General features: G+C 28.5%; 21 protein-coding genes and 1 riboswitch. Of the genes, 2 read left to right on the forward strand and 19 right to left on the reverse strand.

Annotated features, from left to right (window positions below):
• Positions 1 to 29 precede the first annotated feature (29 nt).
• The 12 genes from coaBC to NT01CX_RS06815 all read right to left on the reverse strand — a co-directional run bounded on the left by coaBC (position 30) and on the right by NT01CX_RS06815 (position 11,279).
• Positions 30 to 1,220 (reverse strand): bifunctional phosphopantothenoylcysteine decarboxylase/phosphopantothenate--cysteine ligase CoaBC, encoded by a 1,191-nt coding sequence (gene coaBC / locus NT01CX_RS06760; protein ID WP_011722317.1) that lies wholly within the window; start codon positions 1,218 to 1,220, stop codon positions 30 to 32.
• Between the two features lies 1 nt (position 1,221).
• On the reverse strand, positions 1,222 to 1,443 hold the full coding sequence (rpoZ, locus tag NT01CX_RS06765; RefSeq protein WP_011722318.1) for a DNA-directed RNA polymerase subunit omega: 222 nt from the start codon (positions 1,441 to 1,443) through the stop codon (positions 1,222 to 1,224).
• Positions 1,424 to 2,065: a guanylate kinase gene (gene gmk / locus NT01CX_RS06770; RefSeq protein ID WP_011722319.1), complete on the reverse strand. Its 642-nt coding sequence runs from the start codon at positions 2,063 to 2,065 to the stop codon at positions 1,424 to 1,426. The genes rpoZ and gmk overlap by 20 nt, the downstream gene beginning before the upstream one ends.
• Positions 2,065 to 2,337, reverse strand: a complete 273-nt coding sequence (gene remA / locus NT01CX_RS06775) for an extracellular matrix/biofilm regulator RemA (protein ID WP_003366139.1) — start codon at positions 2,335 to 2,337, stop codon at positions 2,065 to 2,067. Before remA ends, gmk begins: the two co-directional genes overlap by 1 nt.
• 17 nt (positions 2,338 to 2,354) lie before the next feature.
• On the reverse strand, positions 2,355 to 3,236 hold the full coding sequence (locus tag NT01CX_RS06780) for a YicC/YloC family endoribonuclease (protein ID WP_011722320.1): 882 nt from the start codon (positions 3,234 to 3,236) through the stop codon (positions 2,355 to 2,357).
• A 227-nt stretch (positions 3,237 to 3,463) separates the two neighbouring features.
• On the reverse strand, positions 3,464 to 4,831 hold the full coding sequence (locus tag NT01CX_RS06785; protein ID WP_011722321.1) for an NCS2 family permease: 1,368 nt from the start codon (positions 4,829 to 4,831) through the stop codon (positions 3,464 to 3,466).
• Positions 4,832 to 4,900: 69 nt separating this feature from the next.
• A riboswitch (purine riboswitch) is annotated at positions 4,901 to 4,999 on the reverse strand.
• Between the two features lie 153 nt (positions 5,000 to 5,152).
• The gene (gene spoIVA, locus NT01CX_RS06790; RefSeq protein WP_011722322.1) at positions 5,153 to 6,631 is read right to left on the reverse strand and encodes a stage IV sporulation protein A; all 1,479 of its coding nucleotides are present in this window, start codon (positions 6,629 to 6,631) and stop codon (positions 5,153 to 5,155) included.
• Between the two features lie 246 nt (positions 6,632 to 6,877).
• Entirely contained in the window at positions 6,878 to 8,194 is a 1,317-nt protein-coding gene (der, locus tag NT01CX_RS06795) for a ribosome biogenesis GTPase Der (protein ID WP_011722323.1), read from the reverse strand.
• Between the two features lie 2 nt (positions 8,195 to 8,196).
• Positions 8,197 to 9,537, reverse strand: a complete 1,341-nt coding sequence (locus NT01CX_RS06800) for a DUF512 domain-containing protein (protein WP_011722324.1) — start codon at positions 9,535 to 9,537, stop codon at positions 8,197 to 8,199.
• Between the two features lie 117 nt (positions 9,538 to 9,654).
• Positions 9,655 to 10,374, reverse strand: coding sequence for a peptidoglycan editing factor PgeF (gene pgeF, locus NT01CX_RS06805; protein ID WP_011722325.1), 720 nt, complete (start codon positions 10,372 to 10,374; stop codon positions 9,655 to 9,657).
• Between the two features lie 107 nt (positions 10,375 to 10,481).
• Entirely contained in the window at positions 10,482 to 10,958 is a 477-nt protein-coding gene (nrdR, locus tag NT01CX_RS06810) for a transcriptional regulator NrdR (protein WP_011722326.1), read from the reverse strand.
• A gap of 63 nt (positions 10,959 to 11,021) precedes the next feature.
• On the reverse strand, positions 11,022 to 11,279 hold the full coding sequence (locus NT01CX_RS06815) for a YlmC/YmxH family sporulation protein (protein ID WP_011722327.1): 258 nt from the start codon (positions 11,277 to 11,279) through the stop codon (positions 11,022 to 11,024).
• Between the two features lie 222 nt (positions 11,280 to 11,501).
• Here NT01CX_RS06815 and NT01CX_RS06820 point away from each other — a divergent pair, with 222 nt between their 5' ends.
• Together NT01CX_RS06820 and NT01CX_RS06825 are read left to right on the forward strand one after the other, a co-directional pair.
• Positions 11,502 to 13,241, forward strand: coding sequence for a ferredoxin hydrogenase (locus tag NT01CX_RS06820; RefSeq protein WP_011722328.1), 1,740 nt, complete (start codon positions 11,502 to 11,504; stop codon positions 13,239 to 13,241).
• 182 nt (positions 13,242 to 13,423) lie between these two features.
• Positions 13,424 to 14,587 carry a dicarboxylate/amino acid:cation symporter gene (locus tag NT01CX_RS06825; protein WP_011722329.1) on the forward strand — a complete coding sequence of 388 codons (1,164 nt, stop codon included), beginning with the start codon at positions 13,424 to 13,426 and terminating at the stop codon, positions 14,585 to 14,587.
• Between the two features lie 55 nt (positions 14,588 to 14,642).
• Here NT01CX_RS06825 and sigG read toward each other — a convergent pair whose 3' ends face one another.
• The 7 genes from sigG to sigK form a co-directional block, all read right to left on the reverse strand.
• Positions 14,643 to 15,416, reverse strand: a complete 774-nt coding sequence (sigG, locus tag NT01CX_RS06830) for an RNA polymerase sporulation sigma factor SigG (protein WP_039225337.1) — start codon at positions 15,414 to 15,416, stop codon at positions 14,643 to 14,645.
• A gap of 70 nt (positions 15,417 to 15,486) precedes the next feature.
• On the reverse strand, positions 15,487 to 16,194 hold the full coding sequence (gene sigE / locus NT01CX_RS06835; protein ID WP_011722331.1) for an RNA polymerase sporulation sigma factor SigE: 708 nt from the start codon (positions 16,192 to 16,194) through the stop codon (positions 15,487 to 15,489).
• A 14-nt stretch (positions 16,195 to 16,208) separates the two neighbouring features.
• The gene (gene spoIIGA, locus NT01CX_RS06840) at positions 16,209 to 17,003 is read right to left on the reverse strand and encodes a sigma-E processing peptidase SpoIIGA (RefSeq protein WP_011722332.1); all 795 of its coding nucleotides are present in this window, start codon (positions 17,001 to 17,003) and stop codon (positions 16,209 to 16,211) included.
• 154 nt (positions 17,004 to 17,157) lie between these two features.
• Positions 17,158 to 18,342 (reverse strand): cell division protein FtsZ, encoded by a 1,185-nt coding sequence (ftsZ, locus tag NT01CX_RS06845; RefSeq protein WP_011722333.1) that lies wholly within the window; start codon positions 18,340 to 18,342, stop codon positions 17,158 to 17,160.
• 15 nt (positions 18,343 to 18,357) lie between these two features.
• A complete protein-coding gene (gene ftsA, locus NT01CX_RS06850; RefSeq protein WP_011722334.1) occupies positions 18,358 to 19,611 on the reverse strand; it encodes a cell division protein FtsA in 1,254 nt (417 codons plus the stop codon).
• Positions 19,612 to 19,864: 253 nt separating this feature from the next.
• Positions 19,865 to 20,920: a type IV pilus twitching motility protein PilT gene (locus NT01CX_RS06855; protein ID WP_011722335.1), complete on the reverse strand. Its 1,056-nt coding sequence runs from the start codon at positions 20,918 to 20,920 to the stop codon at positions 19,865 to 19,867.
• A 110-nt stretch (positions 20,921 to 21,030) separates the two neighbouring features.
• A complete protein-coding gene (gene sigK / locus NT01CX_RS06860) occupies positions 21,031 to 21,735 on the reverse strand; it encodes an RNA polymerase sporulation sigma factor SigK (RefSeq protein WP_039238515.1) in 705 nt (234 codons plus the stop codon).
• Positions 21,736 to 21,740 lie beyond the last annotated feature (5 nt).

Here is a 21,740-nt window from a genome sequence, read left to right on the forward strand (position 1 = left end):
AAATTCTATAATTACAAGAAAAAAGCGCATTAGCGCTTTTCATTAATTAAATCAAACAATTCTCTAGCAACTTGTTTTTTGCTCATTTTAGGTAGAGGTATTTTTCTACCATCTGAACATAATATAGTTACTTTGTTATCTTCTGATGCAAATCCAGTATCATTAGAAACTATATTATTTGCTACTATATAATCTAAATTTTTCTTATGTAGCTTTGATGTAGCATTTTCAATTAAATCATTACTTTCAGCTGCAAAGCCTACTAATACTTGATTTTTCTTTATAGATCCTAATTTCTTTAATATATCAGTATCCTTTTGTAACTCAAGTGACAATTCTTCGTCACCTTTTTTTATTTTCTTTTCAGAATAAGTCTTAGGTTTGTAATCAGCTACTGCTGCTGATTTAATAACTATATCAGAATTTTCAAAGTTATTCTCTACAGCTTTTAACATTTCAGCATTAGTTTTTACATCTATAACTTTAATTCCAAAAGGCTTCTTTATACTTGTAGGTCCTGAAACTAAAATAACCTCAGCACCCCTATCTCTTGCTTCTTCTGCTATAGCATATCCCATTTTACCACTAGATCTATTTGTTATATATCTAACTGGATCTATAGGAGCTATAGTAGGTCCTGCTGTTACTAATACTTTTTTGCCTTCTAAATCTTTTTTATCATAAAGCATACTTAGTGTTATTTCACTTATTATTTCTGTATCCTCAAGTTTTCCTGCGCCTACATCTCCGCAAGCAAGTCTACCTGATGCAGGTTCTATAAATTTATATCCATATTCTTTTAATTTTCTTATGTTTCCTTGTACTATAGGGTTTAAAAACATATTTGTATTAGCTGCTGGAGCAAATACAACAGGAGCTTTTGTTGCCATAATAGTAGTTGATAACATATCATCTGCTATACCATTTGCAACTTTTCCTAGTATATTTACTGTAGCAGGTACTATTAACATTAAATCTGCTTTTTTAGCTAATGATATATGTTGTATTTCCCATGCTTTAGGTTCTGCAAACATATCTACAGTAACCATATTTTGACTTAAGGATTGAAATGATAGTGGATTTACGAATTTTGTAGCATGCTCTGTCATTATAACATGTACATTTACATCAGCTTTTCTTAATCTACTGATTACGTCTAAAGCTTTGTAAACTGCAATGCCGCCAGTTACCCCAACTACTACAGTTTTCTTTTTATCCATTCTATTTTATTCCCTCCACTAAAGACTCATAAGAAACTTTTCCAGCATTTACTTCATGTATTGCTGTTGTAAGTGGTTTATATGCATCTTCTACATTTACTAAAGCTTCATCTCCATCTATTATTTGTCTTGCTCTTCTAGATGTTACAGTAACTAGTGAGTATCTGTTGTCAACTTTAGTTAATAAATCTACAATTGATGGATTAATCATATAATTGTTCATGGATTAAACCCTCCTTAGAAAAAATATTTTGTTCTATTCTATCTACACTACACTTTTCGGCTATTATTATGCTTTTTATTTTTTCAACCGCTTTATCTACTTCATCATTAATAACAGCATAATTATACTTTGAAACATAATTAATTTCCTTATAGGCAGATTTGAATCTAGTCATTAATGATTCCTCTGTTTCACTACCTCTTTTTATTATTCTATTTTTTAGTTCTTCCATAGAAGGAGGTAATATAAAAATAAAAATTCCTTTAGGATAGTTTTCTTTTACTTTTAAAGCACCTTGAATATCTATCTCTAATATAACATCTTTCCCATTTTTAAGTTTTTCTAATACATTTGATTTTGGAGTACCATAATAGTTTCCGTATACTTCTGCATATTCAAGAAAATCTTTTTGTTCTATTCTATCTACAAAATTTTCTTTAGTTAAAAAATAGTAATTTTGACCATCTACTTCACCTTTTCTTGGAGATCTAGTTGTTGCTGAAACTGATAACCAAAAATCTCCATTCTTCATTAGTTCTTTACAAATGGTACCTTTACCTGCCCCTGATGGTCCTGATATTACTAGTAAAAGCCCCTGATTGTCTTTTTCCGATTGATTCATTATTCATCTACCTCATCAATATTAACTTCATCTTTAGAAGATAGTCTGTGTGCAACTGTTTCCGGCTGAACAGCTGATAATATTACATGATCACTATCTGTTATTATAACAGCTCTAGTTCTTCTACCATATGTAGCATCTATAAGCATACCTCTGTCTCTTGCTTCCTGTATAATTCTTTTAATAGGAGCTGATTCAGGGCTTACAATAGCCACAAGTCTATTAGCAGAAACTATGTTTCCAAATCCAATGTTAATTAACTTAATACTCATATTAGTCCTCCCAAAATTTATTCTATATTTTGTATTTGTTCCCTGATTTTTTCTATGTAATTCTTCATATTTATAGTTAAATTTACAATTTGTAAATCATTAGCTTTTGAAGAAATAGTATTGGTTTCCCTATTCATTTCTTGAATTATGAAATCAAGTTTTCTTCCCACTGGTTCACTTTTTTCTAATGTATCTTTTAATTGAATTATATGACTGTTAAGTCTTACAACCTCTTCATCTATAGCGGCCTTATCTGCAAATATAGCTACTTCCATTGCTATTCTAGATTCATCTATATCACTATTTTCTAAAAGTTCATTAATCTTATCGTTTAATCTTTCTTTATAATCTTTTACTACTAAAGGAGCTCTTTTTTCAATATCCTTTAATAATTCTTGTATAATGTTACATTTATTTGTAACATCATCTTTTAATTTCTTACCCTCTTTTTCTCTCATGCTAACTAATGATTCTATAGCTTCATTTAGAGGTTCTCTCATGTAACTCCAGATTTCATCTGAATCTTCTTCTTTTTTTTCTACAGATATAACATCTGGAAATTTAGAAATAAGCGATACTGAAATATCATCTTTAGTTTCATATCTTTCTTTAATTTCTTTTAAACAATTAACGTAACTATCTGCCAATTGTTCATTGAATTTTACTTCCATATCATCATTAGAATATACATTTTGAGTTATAAAAACATCAATTTTTCCTCTATTGATTTTTTCTTTTAAACACTCTCTTATTTTACTTTCTAACGATAATAAGTTTCTAGGCATTTTTAAGTTCAAATCAAAATATCTATGGTTTACACTTTTAATTTCAATAGTAAAACTGCGACTACTTCCTTCTTTTGTCGTTCCCCTTCCAAAGCCCGTCATGCTTTTTAACATTTTTACCATCCTTCCGCAGCACATAATAAGTTCATATTCATTATACATAAACCATTATTGAAATTTCAAGTTTAAATTAACTAAAAATGCATATTTACTATAATATCATATTTTCTACTATAATAAAATACATTAATAAATTACTATTTATAATATAAAAATTAGACTAACTTTAAGGTTAGTCTAATTTTTATTAAAAGCTAATTTTTATACGATTTTTAATTTAACTATTTATTCCTAATTCCTACTGCAACTAATTTTATTATAAACAATATTGCAAGAATATATATTATATATGAAACTTTCTTCTTTTTATTTTTATCAGTTGTTAATAAGTTATTTATTAAATTTAATACTGCATAAGATAATATTCCCAATGTTAATCCATCACCAATACTATAAGTTAAAGGCATTAGTGCAATTGTTAAAAATGCTGGTACTCCTTCTATAAAATCTGAAAAGTTTATTTTAACTACATTTTCTATCATAAAGAATCCCACAATTATAAGCGCTGGTGCTGTAGCACATGCTGGTATAGCTATAAATAATGGTGCTAAAAACATAGATATTAAAAATAATATTCCTGTTACAACTGATGTAAGTCCTGTTCTTCCCCCTTCAGCAACTCCTGCTGAACTTTCTACATATGTAGTAACTGTTGAAGTTCCCATAACAGCTCCAACTGTTGTACCAATAGAATCTATAAGCAATGCTTTTCCAGCATTTTTAACTCTTCCTTTTTCATCAATCATACCTACTTTAGATGCAACACCAACAAGTGTTCCAACTGTATCAAAGAAATCTACAAATAAGAATGTAAATACTATTGTTAAAAACGATAAAATCTTACTGCTATCTGTTATATATGAAAAATCTAATTTAAATGCTATTGGTTTAATTGATTCATATCTAAAAATACCATTTGGTAAAAATATATTGTATTGTTCTGCCGCAACCTTTGTATTAACTAATGCATATGCCCATGCAATTAATGTACTTACTACTATACCCCATAGTAACGCTCCACGAACATTTTTCTTTGATAAGATTACTATAACTACAATACCTATACATGCCACTATTACAGTTGGAGTAGTAAAGTTACCTATCTTAACAAATGTTTCAGGACTTTTTACTACTATACCAGCATTAGCAAATCCAATAAACGCTATAAACATTCCTATACCGCCTGTAACTGCCAATTTTAATGTATTTGGAATAGAATTTACAACAGCTTCTCTCACATTAGTCAATGATAAAATAATAAATATAATACCTTCTACAAAAACAGCTGTTAATGCAATTTTCCAATCTACTCCCATAATTTTAACTACACTAAATGCAAAGAAAGCATTGAGTCCCATTCCTGATGCTAATGCAAAAGGTAAGTTTGCATAAAGTCCCATGAATATTGTAGTAATTCCTGCTGTTAAACAAGTGGCAGTTAATATAGCTCCTCTTGGCATTCCTGTACTTCCTAAAATATTAGGATTTACAGCTATAATATACGCCATTGCCAAAAAGGTAGTAATTCCTGCTGTTATTTCTGTTTTTAAATCTGTGCCACTTTCTTTGAGTTTAAAAAACTTGTCCATATTTTGTCCTCCTGTGTAAATACAGAATAAACCACTTAGGCTATAAGCAATCTAAGTGGTTTATTATATAATTTACACTAGACTACTCATAGTCAAATATTTACGGTATTTGGTAGAAACGCCCGACCTTATTTCTGGGCTTATATGAGTACGTGATTAATATTCTGTTTTATTTTTAATTTCAATATAATTTTACTATATACCCTTATATATGTCAACCCGTTATGAAAATTAATTTTATTTTTTTTATTATAGTTCGTGTTTTTATATAATAAAAAACTAGGATTTTCCATCCTAGTTTTTTATTATCTTATTATATTTTTATAATATTATACAGATTAGTCCTCCATTGCCCTCATTTATGATTTTCTCTAAAGTCTTTCTCATTTTTATTTGAACATCTTCAGGCATCTTGTATAACTTATTTTGCAGTCCATCTTTAACCATAACTTCTAGTGACTTACCAAACATATTGCTTTCCCATATCTTTGATCTATCACTTTCAAATTGTTCTAAAAGAGATGTTACAAGCTCTTCGCTTTCTCTTTCCGTTCCTATTATAGGAGATATTTCAGTTTCAATATCAGCTCTAATTAGATGTAATGATGGTGCACTAGCCTTTAACTTAACTCCATACCTAGTACCTTGTTTTACTATTTCCGGTTCTTCTAAAGTCATTTCACTAAGTTCTGGAGATACAAGTCCATATCCTTTTTCTTTAACATCAATTAAAGCACTAGCTACTTTATCATATTCAACTTTTGCTTTACTTAATTCTTTCATTATATTTAAAAGTTCATTTTCTCCACTTATATTTTGACTACAAACTTCACTTAATACTTTATAGAATAATTCGTGTCTTGGATTTAATTGTATTCTTGCATTTCCTTCACCCATATTTATTTCTTTAAGCTTTGAATTCTCTAAAAACTCTATTTCATCAAATTTATTTGCGAATTCTTTTATATCCCTCACTTTATAAACCTTTTGGCACATATCTTTAATTAAAGATATGAAGTCTTCTTTCAACCAATGATTAACATCTAATTTTTCAATCCACTCTGGCATATCAATATTTATTTCTTTTATAGGGAATTCTTTTAATATTCTTTGGAATATATTTGTTATATCTTCTTGTTGCATATTAGCTATATCCATAATTTGTACAGGAACATTGTATTTTTCTTCTAGTGATTTTCCTAGTTCCTTAGTTTCTTTACTGTTAGCATTTTTAGAATTTAATATTATTATAAATGGCTTATTAATAGATTTTAATTCATTTACTACTCTTTCTTCAGCTTCAACATAATCTTCTCTATCAATATCTGTTATGCTTCCATCTGTAGTAACTAAAAGTCCAATTGTAGAATGTTCATTAATTACTTTTTTTGTTCCAATCTCCGCTGCTTCTTCAAAAGGAATTTCATAATCATACCAAGGAGTCATTACCATTTTAGGCGTTTCTCCTTCATTATATCCAAGAGCAGCCTTTACAATATAACCAACACAATCTACCATACGAACCTTAAATTTTGTTTCTTCATTTAAAGCAATTTCTATAGCTTCATTAGGTACAAATTTAGGTTCTGTGGTATGAATAGATTTACCAGATGCACTTTGTGGAAGTTCATCTTGTGCCCTTTGTTTTTTATAAGTATTTTCTATGTTAGGTATAACCATAAGTTCCATAAATCTTTTTATAAATGTAGATTTTCCGGTTCTAACAGGTCCAACTACCCCTACATATATGTCCCCTTGAGTTCTATCTGCAATATCTTTGTATATGTTAAAATCTTCCAACTTTACCCCTCCCAATACTTCCTTTTATATAATATATATATTTAAAATAAGTATAAATATTATAAAATCTTTAATAATCTTCATTAAATTTTTATAAAATAAATTATTTTATAAATCTGTCTTAATTTTAATAATAAATATATTAATTAATCCTTTAAAATATTACAAAAAATAAAAAGCCAACTTAAAATAAATTAAGTTGACTCATCTATCATCATATAAATTTGCATATTGTTTTAAAATTTATTATTCTTTTCTTTCTCTAAACTCTAGCTTGATTCCAGTTCCACTAAAATCAAAACTTTCTCTTAGTTTATTTTCTAAGTATCTTCTATAAGAGAAGTGTAAAAGTTCAGGATCATTTACAAAGAAAACAAATGTAGGTGGTTTAGTTCCTATTTGAGTTACATAGTAAATTTTTAATCTTCTTGTTCCCATTACTGGAGGTTCTTTCATAAGAACAGCTTTATTTATAATATCATTTAATATTCCTGTTTTTATACGCTTACAGTAGTTGCCATAACATTCTTTTGCCATTCCTAATACTTTGTGAACCCTTTGACCTGTCTTTGCAGAAATAAATAAGAATGATGCGTAAGGTAAGAATGATAATTTTGTTCTTAACTTGTCTTTGAAGTTTTTCATAGTCTTATCATCTTTTTCAATTAAATCCCATTTATTTACAATAACTAGGATTGCTTTGTTAATTTCATGTGCATATCCTATTATTCTTTCATCTTGTTCTGCAATGTCTTCTGTTGCGTCTATCATAAGTATACAAACATCTGCATTTTCTATAGAAGCTAGTGTTCTAACTGCACTATATCTTTCAACTTGTTCTTTTATTTTGCTCTTTCTTCTAAGTCCTGCTGTATCTATTAAAACAAATTTTCCTTCTTCTGTTTCTACATAGCTATCTACAGCATCTCTTGTAGTTCCTGGTATATTACTTACTATGTGTTTTTCTTCTCCTAATATTTTGTTAATCAATGATGATTTTCCAACATTAGGTCTTCCTATCATGGCAATTCTTATATATTCGTCTTCCTCTTCTTCAACATTACCTTCTGGGAACTTTTCTATAACTTCATCTAAAAGATCTCCAAGTCCTAATCCTTGTGATGCTGAAATTGGCATAGGATCCCCAAGTCCTAAATTATAAAACTCATATATATTATCATCTAATTGTCTTCTATCTATTTTATTTACAGCTAAAACTATTGACTTACTTGCTTTTCTTAGCATATGAGCAACTTCTCTATCCGCATCTGTTAATCCTTGCTTACCATCAACTATAAATAGTACAACATCTGCCATTTCTATAGCTAATTGAGCCTGTCTTCTCATTTGAGCTACAATTATATCGTCATTTTCTGGTTCAATTCCACCAGTATCTATTATTGTAAAGTTATTGTTTAACCATTCTGCTTCAGCGTATATTCTATCTCTTGTAACACCTGGCATATCATCTACTATGGCTATTCTCTTTCCTGCTAATTTATTAAATAAAGTAGATTTTCCAACATTAGGTCTTCCTACTATTGCAACTATTGGTTTACCCATTTTTATTCCTCCTGCCCATATTTGTTTATTAATTGTATTAAATCCTCTCCTGTGTAGTCGCAAACTATAACTTTTCTGTTTAATCTTTCTTCTATATCACAGATTTTTATATCATCTAACATGATTAGTTCTGTATAATCCCCTAATTCATATCCTTTTTTGAACATATTATCTGACATTATTATGTACTTGCCAATTTCACCTTGAGATAATTGTTCTATAATATCTTGACCTGTTAATAGTCCAGCTACTGTTATAGTTTCTCCGAAGAAGTTATTTATTATTTTTTTTACCTCAATTTTTATGTTAGAATTTTGCTGCATAATTTTATCAGCAGCATTTTTTATTTCTTCGTATGCAGAAGTTCCTGTAACCATTGTGAAACTACAATTTATACTTTTATCTACATTATGTAATGAATCTTGTATGTTTTCTCTAAAGTTTCTTATCATTCCAACTCCATCTTCTAGTTGTTGGAATCCATTATAAAATTCATTTTCTGGAACATCTCTTTTTGCTATTACATAAAACTCATCAGATAATCTTACAAAAGGTTCTCCAACTTCTTTTATAAACTTATCTTGAAGTTTTGCAACTCTATCAATTTCTTCTGAGGCAGTTTTTTCATTAAATAGTTCTAATTCCACTAAACCATTTTGTTTTCTAAATTTAGTCACTCCAATTGGAACAACGGCTAAATTATTTATGTAAGGATACAATTTATATAAATCTAATATTGTTCTTTTTAGCTCTTCTTTATCATTATAACCTGGACATAAAACGATTTGACAATTTACATCTATTTTAGCATCAGTAATTCTTTTAAGTCTATCGTATATAGTTCCTGCAAATCTATTATTCATCATTTTACATCTAAGTTCAGGATTAGTTGTGTGAACTGAAATATTTATTGGACTTATTCTATATCTTATAATTCTGTCTATATCATCTTCAGTCATATTTGTCATGGTAATAAAGTTACCTTGCAGAAAAGATAATCTAGAATCATCATCTTTAAAATACAATGTATCTCTCATACCTTTTGGAAGCTGATCTATAAAGCAAAATATACATTTATTATGACAGTTTTTAGGTCTATCTAGCATAGGATCTCTAAATTCTAATCCTATATCTTCCCCAAAATCTTTTTCTATTTCTATTTCCCAAATTTCTCCGTAACTTTTTTCTATTTCTATAACAACGTAATCATCTACTATTAAATACTTATAATCAATTATATCTTTAACTTTAGTACCATTGATGCTTAATAATTTATCGCCAACTTCTATTTCTACTTCTTCGGCAATACTATCAGCTAGTACTTTTGAAATTTCGTTTTGCATTTTTCCCTCCAAAGACTCCTCTTTTATCAGTTCATTAAATCATATTATCATTAATTTAATTATTACGTCAAGCTTTGAGTTCTTTGTGGTTTATGAGGAAGTTTATTTCTCCTAAAACTACTTAATAAATATAAAGGAAAATATTCTACCACTTTTTTCTTTAGACTTTCTATAAGAGTGAAAACTATATTCTTTTGAACAGTATGTGCACATATTTAATTTATTAATTTGATCATCACAAATTCCCTTATCATTTAACTGCTTTATTATACATTGCTTAAGACTTAGATTTCTTCCATCATTTATATATGTATCTTTATATATGTCCTTATTTTTAAAAGTTTCTATAAGTTCTTCACTTACTTCATAACAACACTTCATGTTGTGAGGTCCTATATAAACCTTAATATCTTTTATTTCACTATTATAATCTTTAATTAACCTATCTATAGTTTTAGCTACTATACAATTTATAGTACCTTTCCATCCACTGTGTACAGCTGCCACAACAATTTTTTTTCTATCATATATAATGACAGGAACACAATCTGCCGTAAATACCCCTATAAGAACTTGTTTTTTATTTGTAATTATGGCATCTCCATCGTGATTTATACCATCATAATCAAAGATTTTATCGCTATGTGTTTGGTTTAAATATCCTACCTCTTTTACATTAAACCATTCTTTTAGATTTTGTAAATTCAAAAGTCCCTCTTCTGTATTTTTATTAAAATCTAAATTTTCATCCGCTGTAGAAAAATAAATTCCTACTTTATCATCATCAAAACTTAAAAAATTAAAATCATCAACTTTAACTAATTTAAATTTTTCCATTTTATCACATCCTCAAAATATATATTAACTTTTCAAATCAAAAAACTGTGTACAAAATTATTAATAGTACACAGTTTTACTTCTTTTATAAAGAACACATTTTGTAGTTATTTTTTTATTTTACCTATATGTTTATCTGACATAAGATTAGTAATTTCCTCTATAAAGGTATTTATATCTTTAAATTGTCTATATACAGATGCAAATCTCACATATGAAACCTCATCAATTTCCTTTAACTTTTCCATTATAAGCTCACCTATGTATTCTGATTTAACTTCAGTTAACATATCATTATTCATTTTCTTTTCTATTTCATCTGCTATAGAATCTATTTGAACTCGTGAAATTGGTCTCTTTTGACAAGCTTTCACCAATCCATTTATTATTTTTGTTTTATCAAAATATTCCCTATTAGAATCTCTTTTTATAACTAAGACAGGTATATCCTCAATTTTTTCATAGGTGGTATATCGTCTATTACATTTTAAGCATTCCCTTCTCCTCCTAATGGCTTTATGGTCTTCTGTTGATCTAGAATCTACAACCTTACTTTCCTCAAAACCACAATATGGACATTTCAAGCAATCACGCCCTTTATATAATATTTCAATTTACATTATACTATTTTTTAATATATATTACTACTATTTATTATCTAAAATATCATTTTCAGATATACTTACCAATATAACATCTACACCTATCTTCACTATATCTTCCCATTTTATTTCTATGTTTTCATCTTTCCCAAAAAAAGAATCCTTTTCTTTTGGTATTATTAATGATATTATCTTACAATCATCACAATCAACAACTAGGTCTTTTATATATCCTAGTTTACACCCTGTATTAACATCTATAACTTCCATAATCTTTAGATTATTTATAGAATAAAAGTCCATCTTTCTTTTCCTCCTCCAAATGTTTTTATCTAATTATATGTTTGCATTAAGATTTATAGACATTGTAAGTTTAATAATTTAAATTTTAACAAGTCATAAGGTAACCCTTGACTTTAACATTGTGAATATCTATACTTAAATAGTAATTATTATTAACTAATAGTATTTTAAAATGAACTTTATACTTAAATATAACTTTGTGCTTAAACAGGAGAGATCACCATGAGTAAAATTACAATAACTATAGACAATAACGAGATAGAAACAAAAGATAATTTAACAATATTAGATATAGCAAAACAGCATAATATATTTATTCCTACTTTATGTTATATTAAAGATCCATTAAATATAGGAAAATGCAATCTATGTCAAGTAGAAATTACATTTGATAATAAAACGGAAATCAAAAGGGCTTGTTGCACTCGCCCCAAAAACGGCATGAAAATTAGTACATGTTCTGAAACTGTAAATTCTTCTATAAAAAATAGAATTTCAGAAATTTTAAGCGAACATGAATTTAAATGCTTTAAATGTTCTAGGAAATTTGATTGTGAACTTTTAAATATAGTAAAAAAATATAAAGTTGGTCCAAAAACTATTTATAACATGAATAATTATGAAGAAGAAAACTATGTTGATACTAGAAGTAAATCTATTATTATAGATAGACATAAATGTATTAAATGCGGACGATGTGCTGTTACTTGCAAAAACAAAACAAATACACAAGCTATCCTTTTAAAAATGATAAATGGTTCTTTTAAAGTAAAAACTACAGATGACAAATCTTTAGATGAAACTAACTGTTTACTATGTGGTCAATGTGTAAATATATGTCCAGTGGCTGCACTTTCTGAAACTCCACATATAGATAGAGTTTTAGATGCAATTAACAATCCTAAAAAACACGTTATAGTTGCAATTGCTCCTTCTGTTAGAGCTTCAATTGGAGAAGCTTTTAATATGAGCTATGGTACTGACGTAACTTATAAATTATATACTGCTTTAAGAAAATTAGGATTTGATAAGATATTTGATTTGAATTTTGGAGCTGACTTAACAATAGTTGAAGAGGCTGAGGAGTTAGTTGAGAGAATAAAAAATAATGGTCCCTATCCTATGTTTACCTCTTGTTGTTCTGCATGGGTAAGACAAGCCGAAAATTATTTTAAAGAATTGTTACCTAATTTATCATCAACAAAATCCCCTCAACAGATTTTTGGTGCAGCTAGTAAAACCTACTATCCACATCTTATGAATCTAGATCCTAAAGATGTATTTACTGTAACCATAATGCCTTGCACTGCAAAAAAATTTGAGGCACAAAGGGATGAAATGGCTGTAAATGGTGTTGATAGTATAGATGCTGTATTAACAGCAAGAGAACTTATTAAAATAATAAAAGATAAAAAAATAGATTTTCCAAATTTAGAGAATGGAGTTCAAGATCCAGCCATGGGAGAATACTCTGGAGCTGGAGCTATATTCGGGGCTACAGGTGGAGTTATGGAAGCTGCTCTTAGAACAGCAAAAGAACTTTTAGAAAATAAATCGCTAGATAACATAGACTACAAAGAAGTTCGTGGTTTTAAAGGAATCAAGGAAACTACAGTAACTATAAACAACAAAGAATATAACTTAGCAGTAATAAATGGTTCCTCCAATGTATTTAAATTTATAAACTCTGACATGATGAGAAAAAAACAATATCATTTTATAGAGGTAATGTCTTGTGAAGGAGGATGCATTAATGGAGGTGGACATCCTCATGTAAATTCTACTACTAGAGAACTTGTGGATTACAAAAAACTACGTTCATCTGTACTTTACAACCAAGACCTTAATCTACCAAAAAGAAAGTCTCATGAAAATACTGCAATAATTAAAATGTACGATAATTTTATAGGAAAACCAGGCAATGATTTTGCACATAAAATATTTCACTTTTCTTATAAATAAAAAATCATAAATTGTTTAAAACTTTTTATTGACACAAATAAATATATTAAATTATCATATACAATGAAGTATTTTATACTCCTTTATTATAAAAATAAAAAACTTCTCCCTGTATTGAGGCTGAAGTTTTTATTTTTTATATAATAATATGGTAAGGAGAATTTTATTTAGGAGAGATTACTATGAAAAAACTTTTTAACAATCTTATATTCAAACTTGTACTAGGGGTATTTTTAGGTATTCTTATAGGACTAAAATCCCCTGAGAATGTAATGGGAGTTATTATAACTATAAAATATGTATTAGGGCAAATTATATTTTTTGCAGTCCCATTAATTATACTAGGATTTATTACTCCCTCTATTGCAAAATTAAAGAATAATGCAAGTAAACTTTTAGGAATAACTATTTTCATAGCTTATTTATCTTCTGTAGGAGCTGCATTTTTCTCTTCATTTTTAGGTTATAAACTTATACCTAAACTTTCTATAGCTTCACAAACTGAAGATCTTAAAGAGCTTCCTAAGCTTTTATTTAAATTAGATATTCCTCCTGTTATGACAGTTATGAGTGCTCTTGCCTTATCCTTACTTTTAGGACTTGCAACTGCATGGACAAAATCAGATTTAATTGAAAAACTATTAGAACAATTTCAAGATATTATATTGAGCATAGTAAATAGAGTTATAATCCCTATTCTACCATTATTTATAGCTACTACATTTGCTTCATTAAGTTACGAAGGTTCTATTACAAAACAGGCTCCTGTATTTTTAAAAGTAATTGTAATAGTTCTTATTGCTCACTTTATATGGTTAGCTCTTTTATACTCTATTGGTGGTGCTATTTCTAAGAAAAATCCTTTAACTGTTATTAAAAATTATGGTTCTGCCTATTTAACTGCTGTAGGAACTATGTCTAGTGCTGCAACACTACCAGTAGCATTAAAATGTGCTAGAAAATCATCTTCTCTTAGACAGGATATAGTAGATTTTGTTATTCCACTATGTGCAAATATACACCTTTGTGGTTCTGTTTTAACAGAAGTATTCTTTGTAATGACAGTGTCAAAAATATTGTATGGTTCACTTCCAAGTGTTTCTACAATGATACTTTTCATACTACTACTTGGAATATTTGCAATAGGAGCACCTGGTGTACCTGGTGGCACAGTTATGGCATCCTTAGGACTTATAATAAGTATACTAGGATTTACGGATTCTGGAACTGCTCTTATCCTAACAATATTTGCGCTTCAAGATAGCTTTGGTACCGCTTGTAATGTAACCGGTGATGGTGCCATAGCACTGATGGTTACGGGAATTGCTAATAAGAAAAACTTATAGATTACAATAAAAAACTCCTAAATTCATTTTGATTTAGGAGTTTTTTATTTAATTGTTATACATACTTTCTCATATGTTTTAATGCTGTTTTTTCAAGCCTTGATACTTGTGCTTGTGAAATTCCTATTTCATCTGCCACTTCCATTTGAGTACGTCCTTGGAAAAATCTCATATTAAGTATCATCTTTTCTCTTTCATTTAATCGCTTCATAGCTTCTTTAATAGATATGTTTTCTATCCAGCTCTCGTCAACATTTTTACTGTCACTTATCTGATCCATAACATAAAGGGCATCTCCACCATCATGATATATAGGTTCAAATAATGATACTGGATCTTGAATTGCATCTAATGCAAATACAACTTCTTCCCTTGGTAAATCTAATTCTTTTGCTATTCGCGAAACATTAGGATCTTTATTTTCCTTCTTTATAATCTTATCTCTAACTTGTAGTGCTTTATAAGCTATATCTCTTAATGATCTACTTACTCTAATAGAATTATTGTCTCTTAAATATCTTCTAATCTCTCCTATTATCATAGGCACAGCATAAGTTGAAAATTTTACATTTTGACTTAAATCAAAATTATCAATTGCTTTAATAAGTCCAATACATCCTACTTGAAATAAATCATCTACATTTTCTCCTCTATTATTAAATCTCTGAATTACACTTAATACTAGTCTTAAATTTCCTCTTACAAATTTTTCTCTTGAAAGGTTGTCACCATCCTTCATCTTTAATAATAGTTCCTTCATTTCCTTTTCTTTTAATACAGGCAATTTTGAAGTATTTACCCCACATATCTCCACTTTATTTATCATAATGTAATCAGCTCCTTCAAAGTAGTCGCATTAAAAGTATTTCCTCAGGAACATTTTTTTATACTAAGGACAATCACACCATTTTACTAATTTCTTTTTTTAATCTTTTTATAATTCTTTTTTCAAGCCTTGAAATATATGACTGAGAAATGCCAAGCAAGTCTGCAACTTGCTTTTGAGTCTTTTCTCCTTTTCCAGTAAGACCAAATCTTAATTTTATTATTTCTTTTTCTCTATCACTTAATTTTCTCATAGCAATAAATAAAAGTTGTTTATCAACTTCATCTTCAATTAAGTTATAAACCATATCATTTTCTGTTCCTAAAATATCTGATAGCAACAATTTATTACCATCCCAATCAGTATTTAATGGTTCATAAAACGATATTTCTGCTTTAACTTTATTGTTTCTTCTAAGATACATAAGTATTTCATTTTCAATACATCTTGATGCATAAGTTGCAAGTTTAATCTTTTTCTCTGGATCAAATGTATTTACAGCTTTAATAAGTCCAATGGTTCCAACTGATATTAAATCCTCCACAAGGATACCTGAATTTTCAAACTTTCTAGCTATATAAACTACAAGTCTAAGGTTTCTTTCAATTAAAATAGTTCTAACACTATCATCCCCAGCTCTAATTTTATTAACCAAATTTTCTTCTTCTTCTTTAGATAATGGAGGTGGAAGCGCATCATTTCCCCCAATAAAATAGACCCTTTTAATAAAAAACTTAAAGTTTGATAATATCTTGTTTAAAAGCACTTCTAAATTTAACAAAGATTTACCCCTCCTTAAATAATTCCTCTAGATAGCAAAGCATTATACTCATTTAATTCACTTAATCCATTATTACAAAGTGCAATAATAACTTCTCTCTTTTCAATTTTATCTTTTTTATGAATATTAATATATTTAGGTTTAAATCCATAAAGTTCACCCGTAAACCCACTTACAACCCTATATGGTATAATAAACTTTTCATTTTCATTCATCTTTAAGTCTCTTAAACATTCCTTTTCTACTATCATAACTGGCAAATTTGTAGCAGGCTCTCTAAGTTCATTACCAGTATCTAAAAAAGCCTTTACATTTTGAATGTAATCATCCATAACTATGTCAACTTCATATATAAAACTATTACACTCATTTCTATCCCTTATATAATTAATAAGTCTATGTATGACTATATAAATAATCATAATTGCTAAAATTAAATATTTATAAGAAAATATACCTAATTTATTATAAATACTATGCTTAATATTTATTTCTAAAAAAATACATATACCCGCCAATAGCATAGAATAAAATATGAAAATTAAAGTTGATTTAATTATTAAAGTTAAATCTTTTTTTCTAAACACTATTAGTGTCATAAAAATAGCAACAATAATCTTTAATGGTATATTAAAAAAATACAAAAATTTAGTATAAACCATAATGAATGCATAAGTTGTGCCTAAAATTGATGCTAAGATTATATATATTATATTTTCCTTAATTCTAAGTGTTTGAGTTGTAATATAAAGTAAAAATAAATTCACTATGAAGTTTTCAATTATAAATACATCTAAATATAATATCACTTCCTTCCCCCTCCTAACACATATTATATAACTACTTATTTCAAAATTTTGTCATTTCATAAAAAAGATTTCTGTTTTTGTTTTTACATTATTTTACATATTGTTTTTTGCATAAAAAAAATACCTACTGAAATATTCAGTAAGTATTTTATAACTATCTATTATATCTTCTCAAAAATGCTGGAACTTCTAAATCATTTTGATCAAATTCTCTGTCTCTTTCTCGCTCTCTTTCTCTTTCACGAGTAGCTGCTGTTTCTTCATAAACAGGAACTTGTTCTCTTTCTCTCTCTCTTTCCCTATATCCATTATTATAGTTATGAGAATAAGTTTCTTCTTGTTTTGGTGTTGAAATTATTGTTTTTTCTTCTTGTTCTGCTGCAGCTTTTTCTTCAAATCCTGTAGCTATAACAGTAATTCTTATTTCATCTTTTAAATTTTCATCAATTACAGCACCAAATATAATATTTGCATCTGGATCAGCAGCTTCTTGAACTATTTCTGCTGCCTCGTTTATTTCAAGTAATCCTAAATCTCCGCCACCAGTTACATTTAATAGTACTCCAGTAGCACCCATAATAGATGTTTCTAATAATGGACTTGAAATTGCTTGTTTTGCAGCTTCTTGTGCTCTTGTATCTCCTGTTCCTTTACCAACACCCATATGAGCAAGACCTTTATCTAACATAATTGTTCTTACATCGGCAAAGTCTAGGTTAACAAGTCCAGGTATTGTTATCAAATCTGATATACCTTGTACACCTTGTTTTAAAACATCATCTGCAAATTTAAAAGCTTCTACTAAAGAAGTCTTTTTGTCAACCATAGATAATAATCTTTCATTTGGAATAGTAACTAAAGTATCAACTGTTTGTTTTAAGTCTTTAATACCTTTTTCCGCATGAAGCATTCTTTTTCTTCCTTCAAATGGGAAAGGTTTAGTTACAACACCTACAGTTAATATTCCCATTGATTTTGCGATTTCAGCTACAACAGGTGCAGCACCTGTTCCAGTTCCACCACCCATTCCAGCAGTGATAAATACCATATCAGCTCCCTTTATGGCTTGTGAAATTTCATCCTTACTTTCTTCTGCAGCTTTTCTTCCTATTTCAGGATTAGCACCTGCACCTAACCCTTTAGTAAGCTTGTCTCCTATTTGAATCTTTTGTGAAGCCTGAGAAACAGCAAGAGCTTGCTTGTCCGTATTTATTCCTATAAACTCCACGTTTTTAAGACCTTCAATTATCATTCTATTAACAGCGTTGTTACCTCCGCCACCGCATCCTATTACCTTAATTTGAGCAAATTGTTGAACATCAACATCAAAATCTAGCACAATATTACCTCCTTGCTAAAAAAACTCAGTAAAAAATTCTCTTATTTTTGATACAAAATTTTCTCCACTTTTTTTCTTTATATTATTTTCTTTTCTTAAACTATTACTAATGTTACTTTCAACTTTTTCAATATTTTTGTCTATTTTCAGCGTGCTTATTACATCCTTGATAACTCCAACAACCGTAGCATATATCGGACTTGTGGCTCCTGTATACATTGGAGAACCAATTCTAGTAGACTTATGTAAAATATCTTCAGCAAAATTGTTTATATTTTTGAATAGTGCTAATCCACCTCCGACAATAACTATGCTTGATATATCATCATAGTATTTACTTTGTTGTAATTCTTCTCTAACATAATACAATATTTCTTCTGATCTAGCTTCTATTATTTTATTTAAAAATTCTTTATCTATTTCTTTAGAATTATCATATCCCGCATTAATATTAATTTTAATATTATTCTCGTTATTATTATAACTTAAATCACCATATTTAACCTTAATTTTTTCTGCTTCGTAAAATGGTAATTTTAAGCAAATAGCTATATCATTTGTTATGTTATCTCCTCCTAGAGGTACCATTTTAGTATAACAAAGATTTCCCTTTTTATAAATAGAAATATCAGTAGTTTGTGCACCCACATCAACAAATGCTATTCCCATTTCTGTTTCTTCTTTTTTAGAAACAGCGTGAGAAATGGCTTGTTGTTGGAGAACTTCACCTAAAATTCCAACTCCTGCTTTGTTTATACTTTTTCTCAGGTTATTTATAACAGTACTTTGAGCTGTAACAACTTGAGCATCAACCTCTAATCTTATACCACTCATTCCTATAGGTTCAATTATATTATCATATCCATCTACTATGTATTGTTGTGGTACAACGCCAATAATTTCTTTATCTGAAGGAATAGATACTATTTTAGCAGCTTCAATAACTCTCATAACATCATTTTCTGTTATATCTTTATCATCTGATGCTACAGCTACTATTCCTTTATTCCATATTAATTCATTTACTCCTGCAGGTAATGTTACATAGACCTCTGAGATTTTTATATCTACCATTCTCTCTAGATTAGCAATACACTCCTTTATAGATTGAGAGGTACTATCTATGTCTACTACTACAGATTTTTTCAATCCTTTACATCTTACAGAAGTAATTCCAACTATACGGATTTCTCCATTACTAACAACTTTACCAACAGCACCATATACATTTGATGATCCTATATCAAGTCCTACTATATATTCGTGCATCTCTGGATTTCCCTCCCTTATAGAAGCCTCTTTAATCTATATATTCAACATAAACAATTTTTTTCCTTTATTATAAGCTAATTTTTTAATATATTTATATATGTCTAAAATCGTTTTATAAAATCATAAATAAATTTGATATTCTTCAATTAGTTTCCAAATTTATTATTATCCTAAATAATATTTTATCATAATTTTTATTTTTATACTACATTTTTTGTATAACATTAAACTTCCATTTTTAAACATAATTTTACATATCTATCATTCTTTTTACCATACTTTTATCAACAGAATATGTAAGTGCATTTTCATAAGAAATCATTTTATTTCTATATAACTCCACTATACTCATATCCATAGTTTTCATTCCATACTTACTTCCTGTTTGAATTAAAGACTGTATTTGATGAGTTTTTCCTTCCCTAATTAAATTTTGTATTGCTGAATTCAACACCATTATTTCAAAAGAAGCTACTTGTCCTTTTTCGTCATATCTTGGTATTAATTGTTGAGAAATAACCCCTTGAAGTACATTGGAAAGTTGTATTTTTATTTGTTGTTGTTGGTGTGGAGGAAATACATCTATTATTCTATCTATTGTCTTGGCAGCACCTATAGTATGTAATGTAGACAATACTAAGTGACCTGTTTCAGCAGCAGTTATAGCTGTTGCTATAGTCTCAAGATCTCTCATCTCTCCCACTAGTATAACATCAGGATCCTCTCTAAGTGCCGCTCTAAGGGCATGGGTATAAGAAGGAGTATCACTTCCAACTTCTCTCTGATTTATAATAGACTTATTATGTTTATGTAAAAATTCTATAGGATCTTCTAGTGTAATAACATGTGCTGATCTAGTTGTATTTATTTCATTTATAATTGATGCAAGAGTAGTACTTTTTCCACTTCCTGTAGGTCCAGTAACTAAAATTAATCCTCTATGTTTATTACTAAGCTCTTTTATTATAGGTGGTAACTTTAATTGACTAATAGTTGGTATTTTTAATGCAACGGCTCTTATAGCTAAAGCATGACTTCCTCTTTGTTTATATATATTAACCCTAAATCTCCCAACACTTGGAAGAGATATTGATGTATCTATTTCTCCAACACTATCATACTCATCAAACTTATTACCTAATATTTCTTTGGCATATTTTTTTGTATCACTAGCCGTAAGCTTTTCTTCTCCAACCCTTACAAGGTCTCCATTAACCCTTAAAACCGGAGAAATTCCAACGGTTAAATGTAAATCAGAAGCTTTCTCTTCTACAGTTTTCTTTAATAATTCATTTAATAATATCATAACTATGCCCCCCTTAAACTTCTTCATCCTAATAATAATTTTACTGTATAATTATAAAAAATTAAAGTCCGATATTTAACATCAGACTTTTATAATAAAAATTACTTATTTTATACATCCTTACTAGTGTTAAATTCTTTATATATCTTTTTTAACGCTCGTTTTTCTATTCTAGATACATATGATCTTGATATATTAAGAAGACTTGCTATTTCCCTTTGTGTTTTTGATTTTCCATCAACTAATCCATATCTCATTTTTATTATTATCTTTTCTCTTTCAGTTAAACATTTTTCAATTTTATCATAAAGTTTTCTAACTTCCATCCTATTTTCAACTACTTCAATAACCGAATCTTCATCACTACTTAAAATGTCCATAAGTGAAATTTCGTTTCCTTCTTTATCAACCCCTATAGGATCTTGAAGATACACTTCACTTTTGATTTTTTTACTATTTCTAATAAGCATAAGTATCTCATTTTCAATACATCTAGCTGCATAAGTTGCAAGTCTTGTTCCCTTGTCAACATCAAAAGAATCTATAGCCTTTATAAGCCCTACAGTTCCTATTGAAATTAAATCGTCAACATCCTTATTAGGATAAGAATATTTTTTAACAATATGTGCAACTAGTCTAAGATTTCGCTCTATTAAAATTCCTTTAGCTAAAGCGTCCCCTTGTTTAAATTGTTGTAAGTAATATTTTTCTTCCTTCTCATTTAAAGGTTGTGGAAATGATGTTCCGTTACTAACATAAGCTGTTAAAAACGTCATACCATCAATCATATTAAGTAAATAATTTATTAAGAACACAGGAA

Source organism: Clostridium novyi NT, assembly GCF_000014125.1.
Lineage (GTDB): Bacteria > Bacillota > Clostridia > Clostridiales > Clostridiaceae > Clostridium_H > Clostridium_H novyi.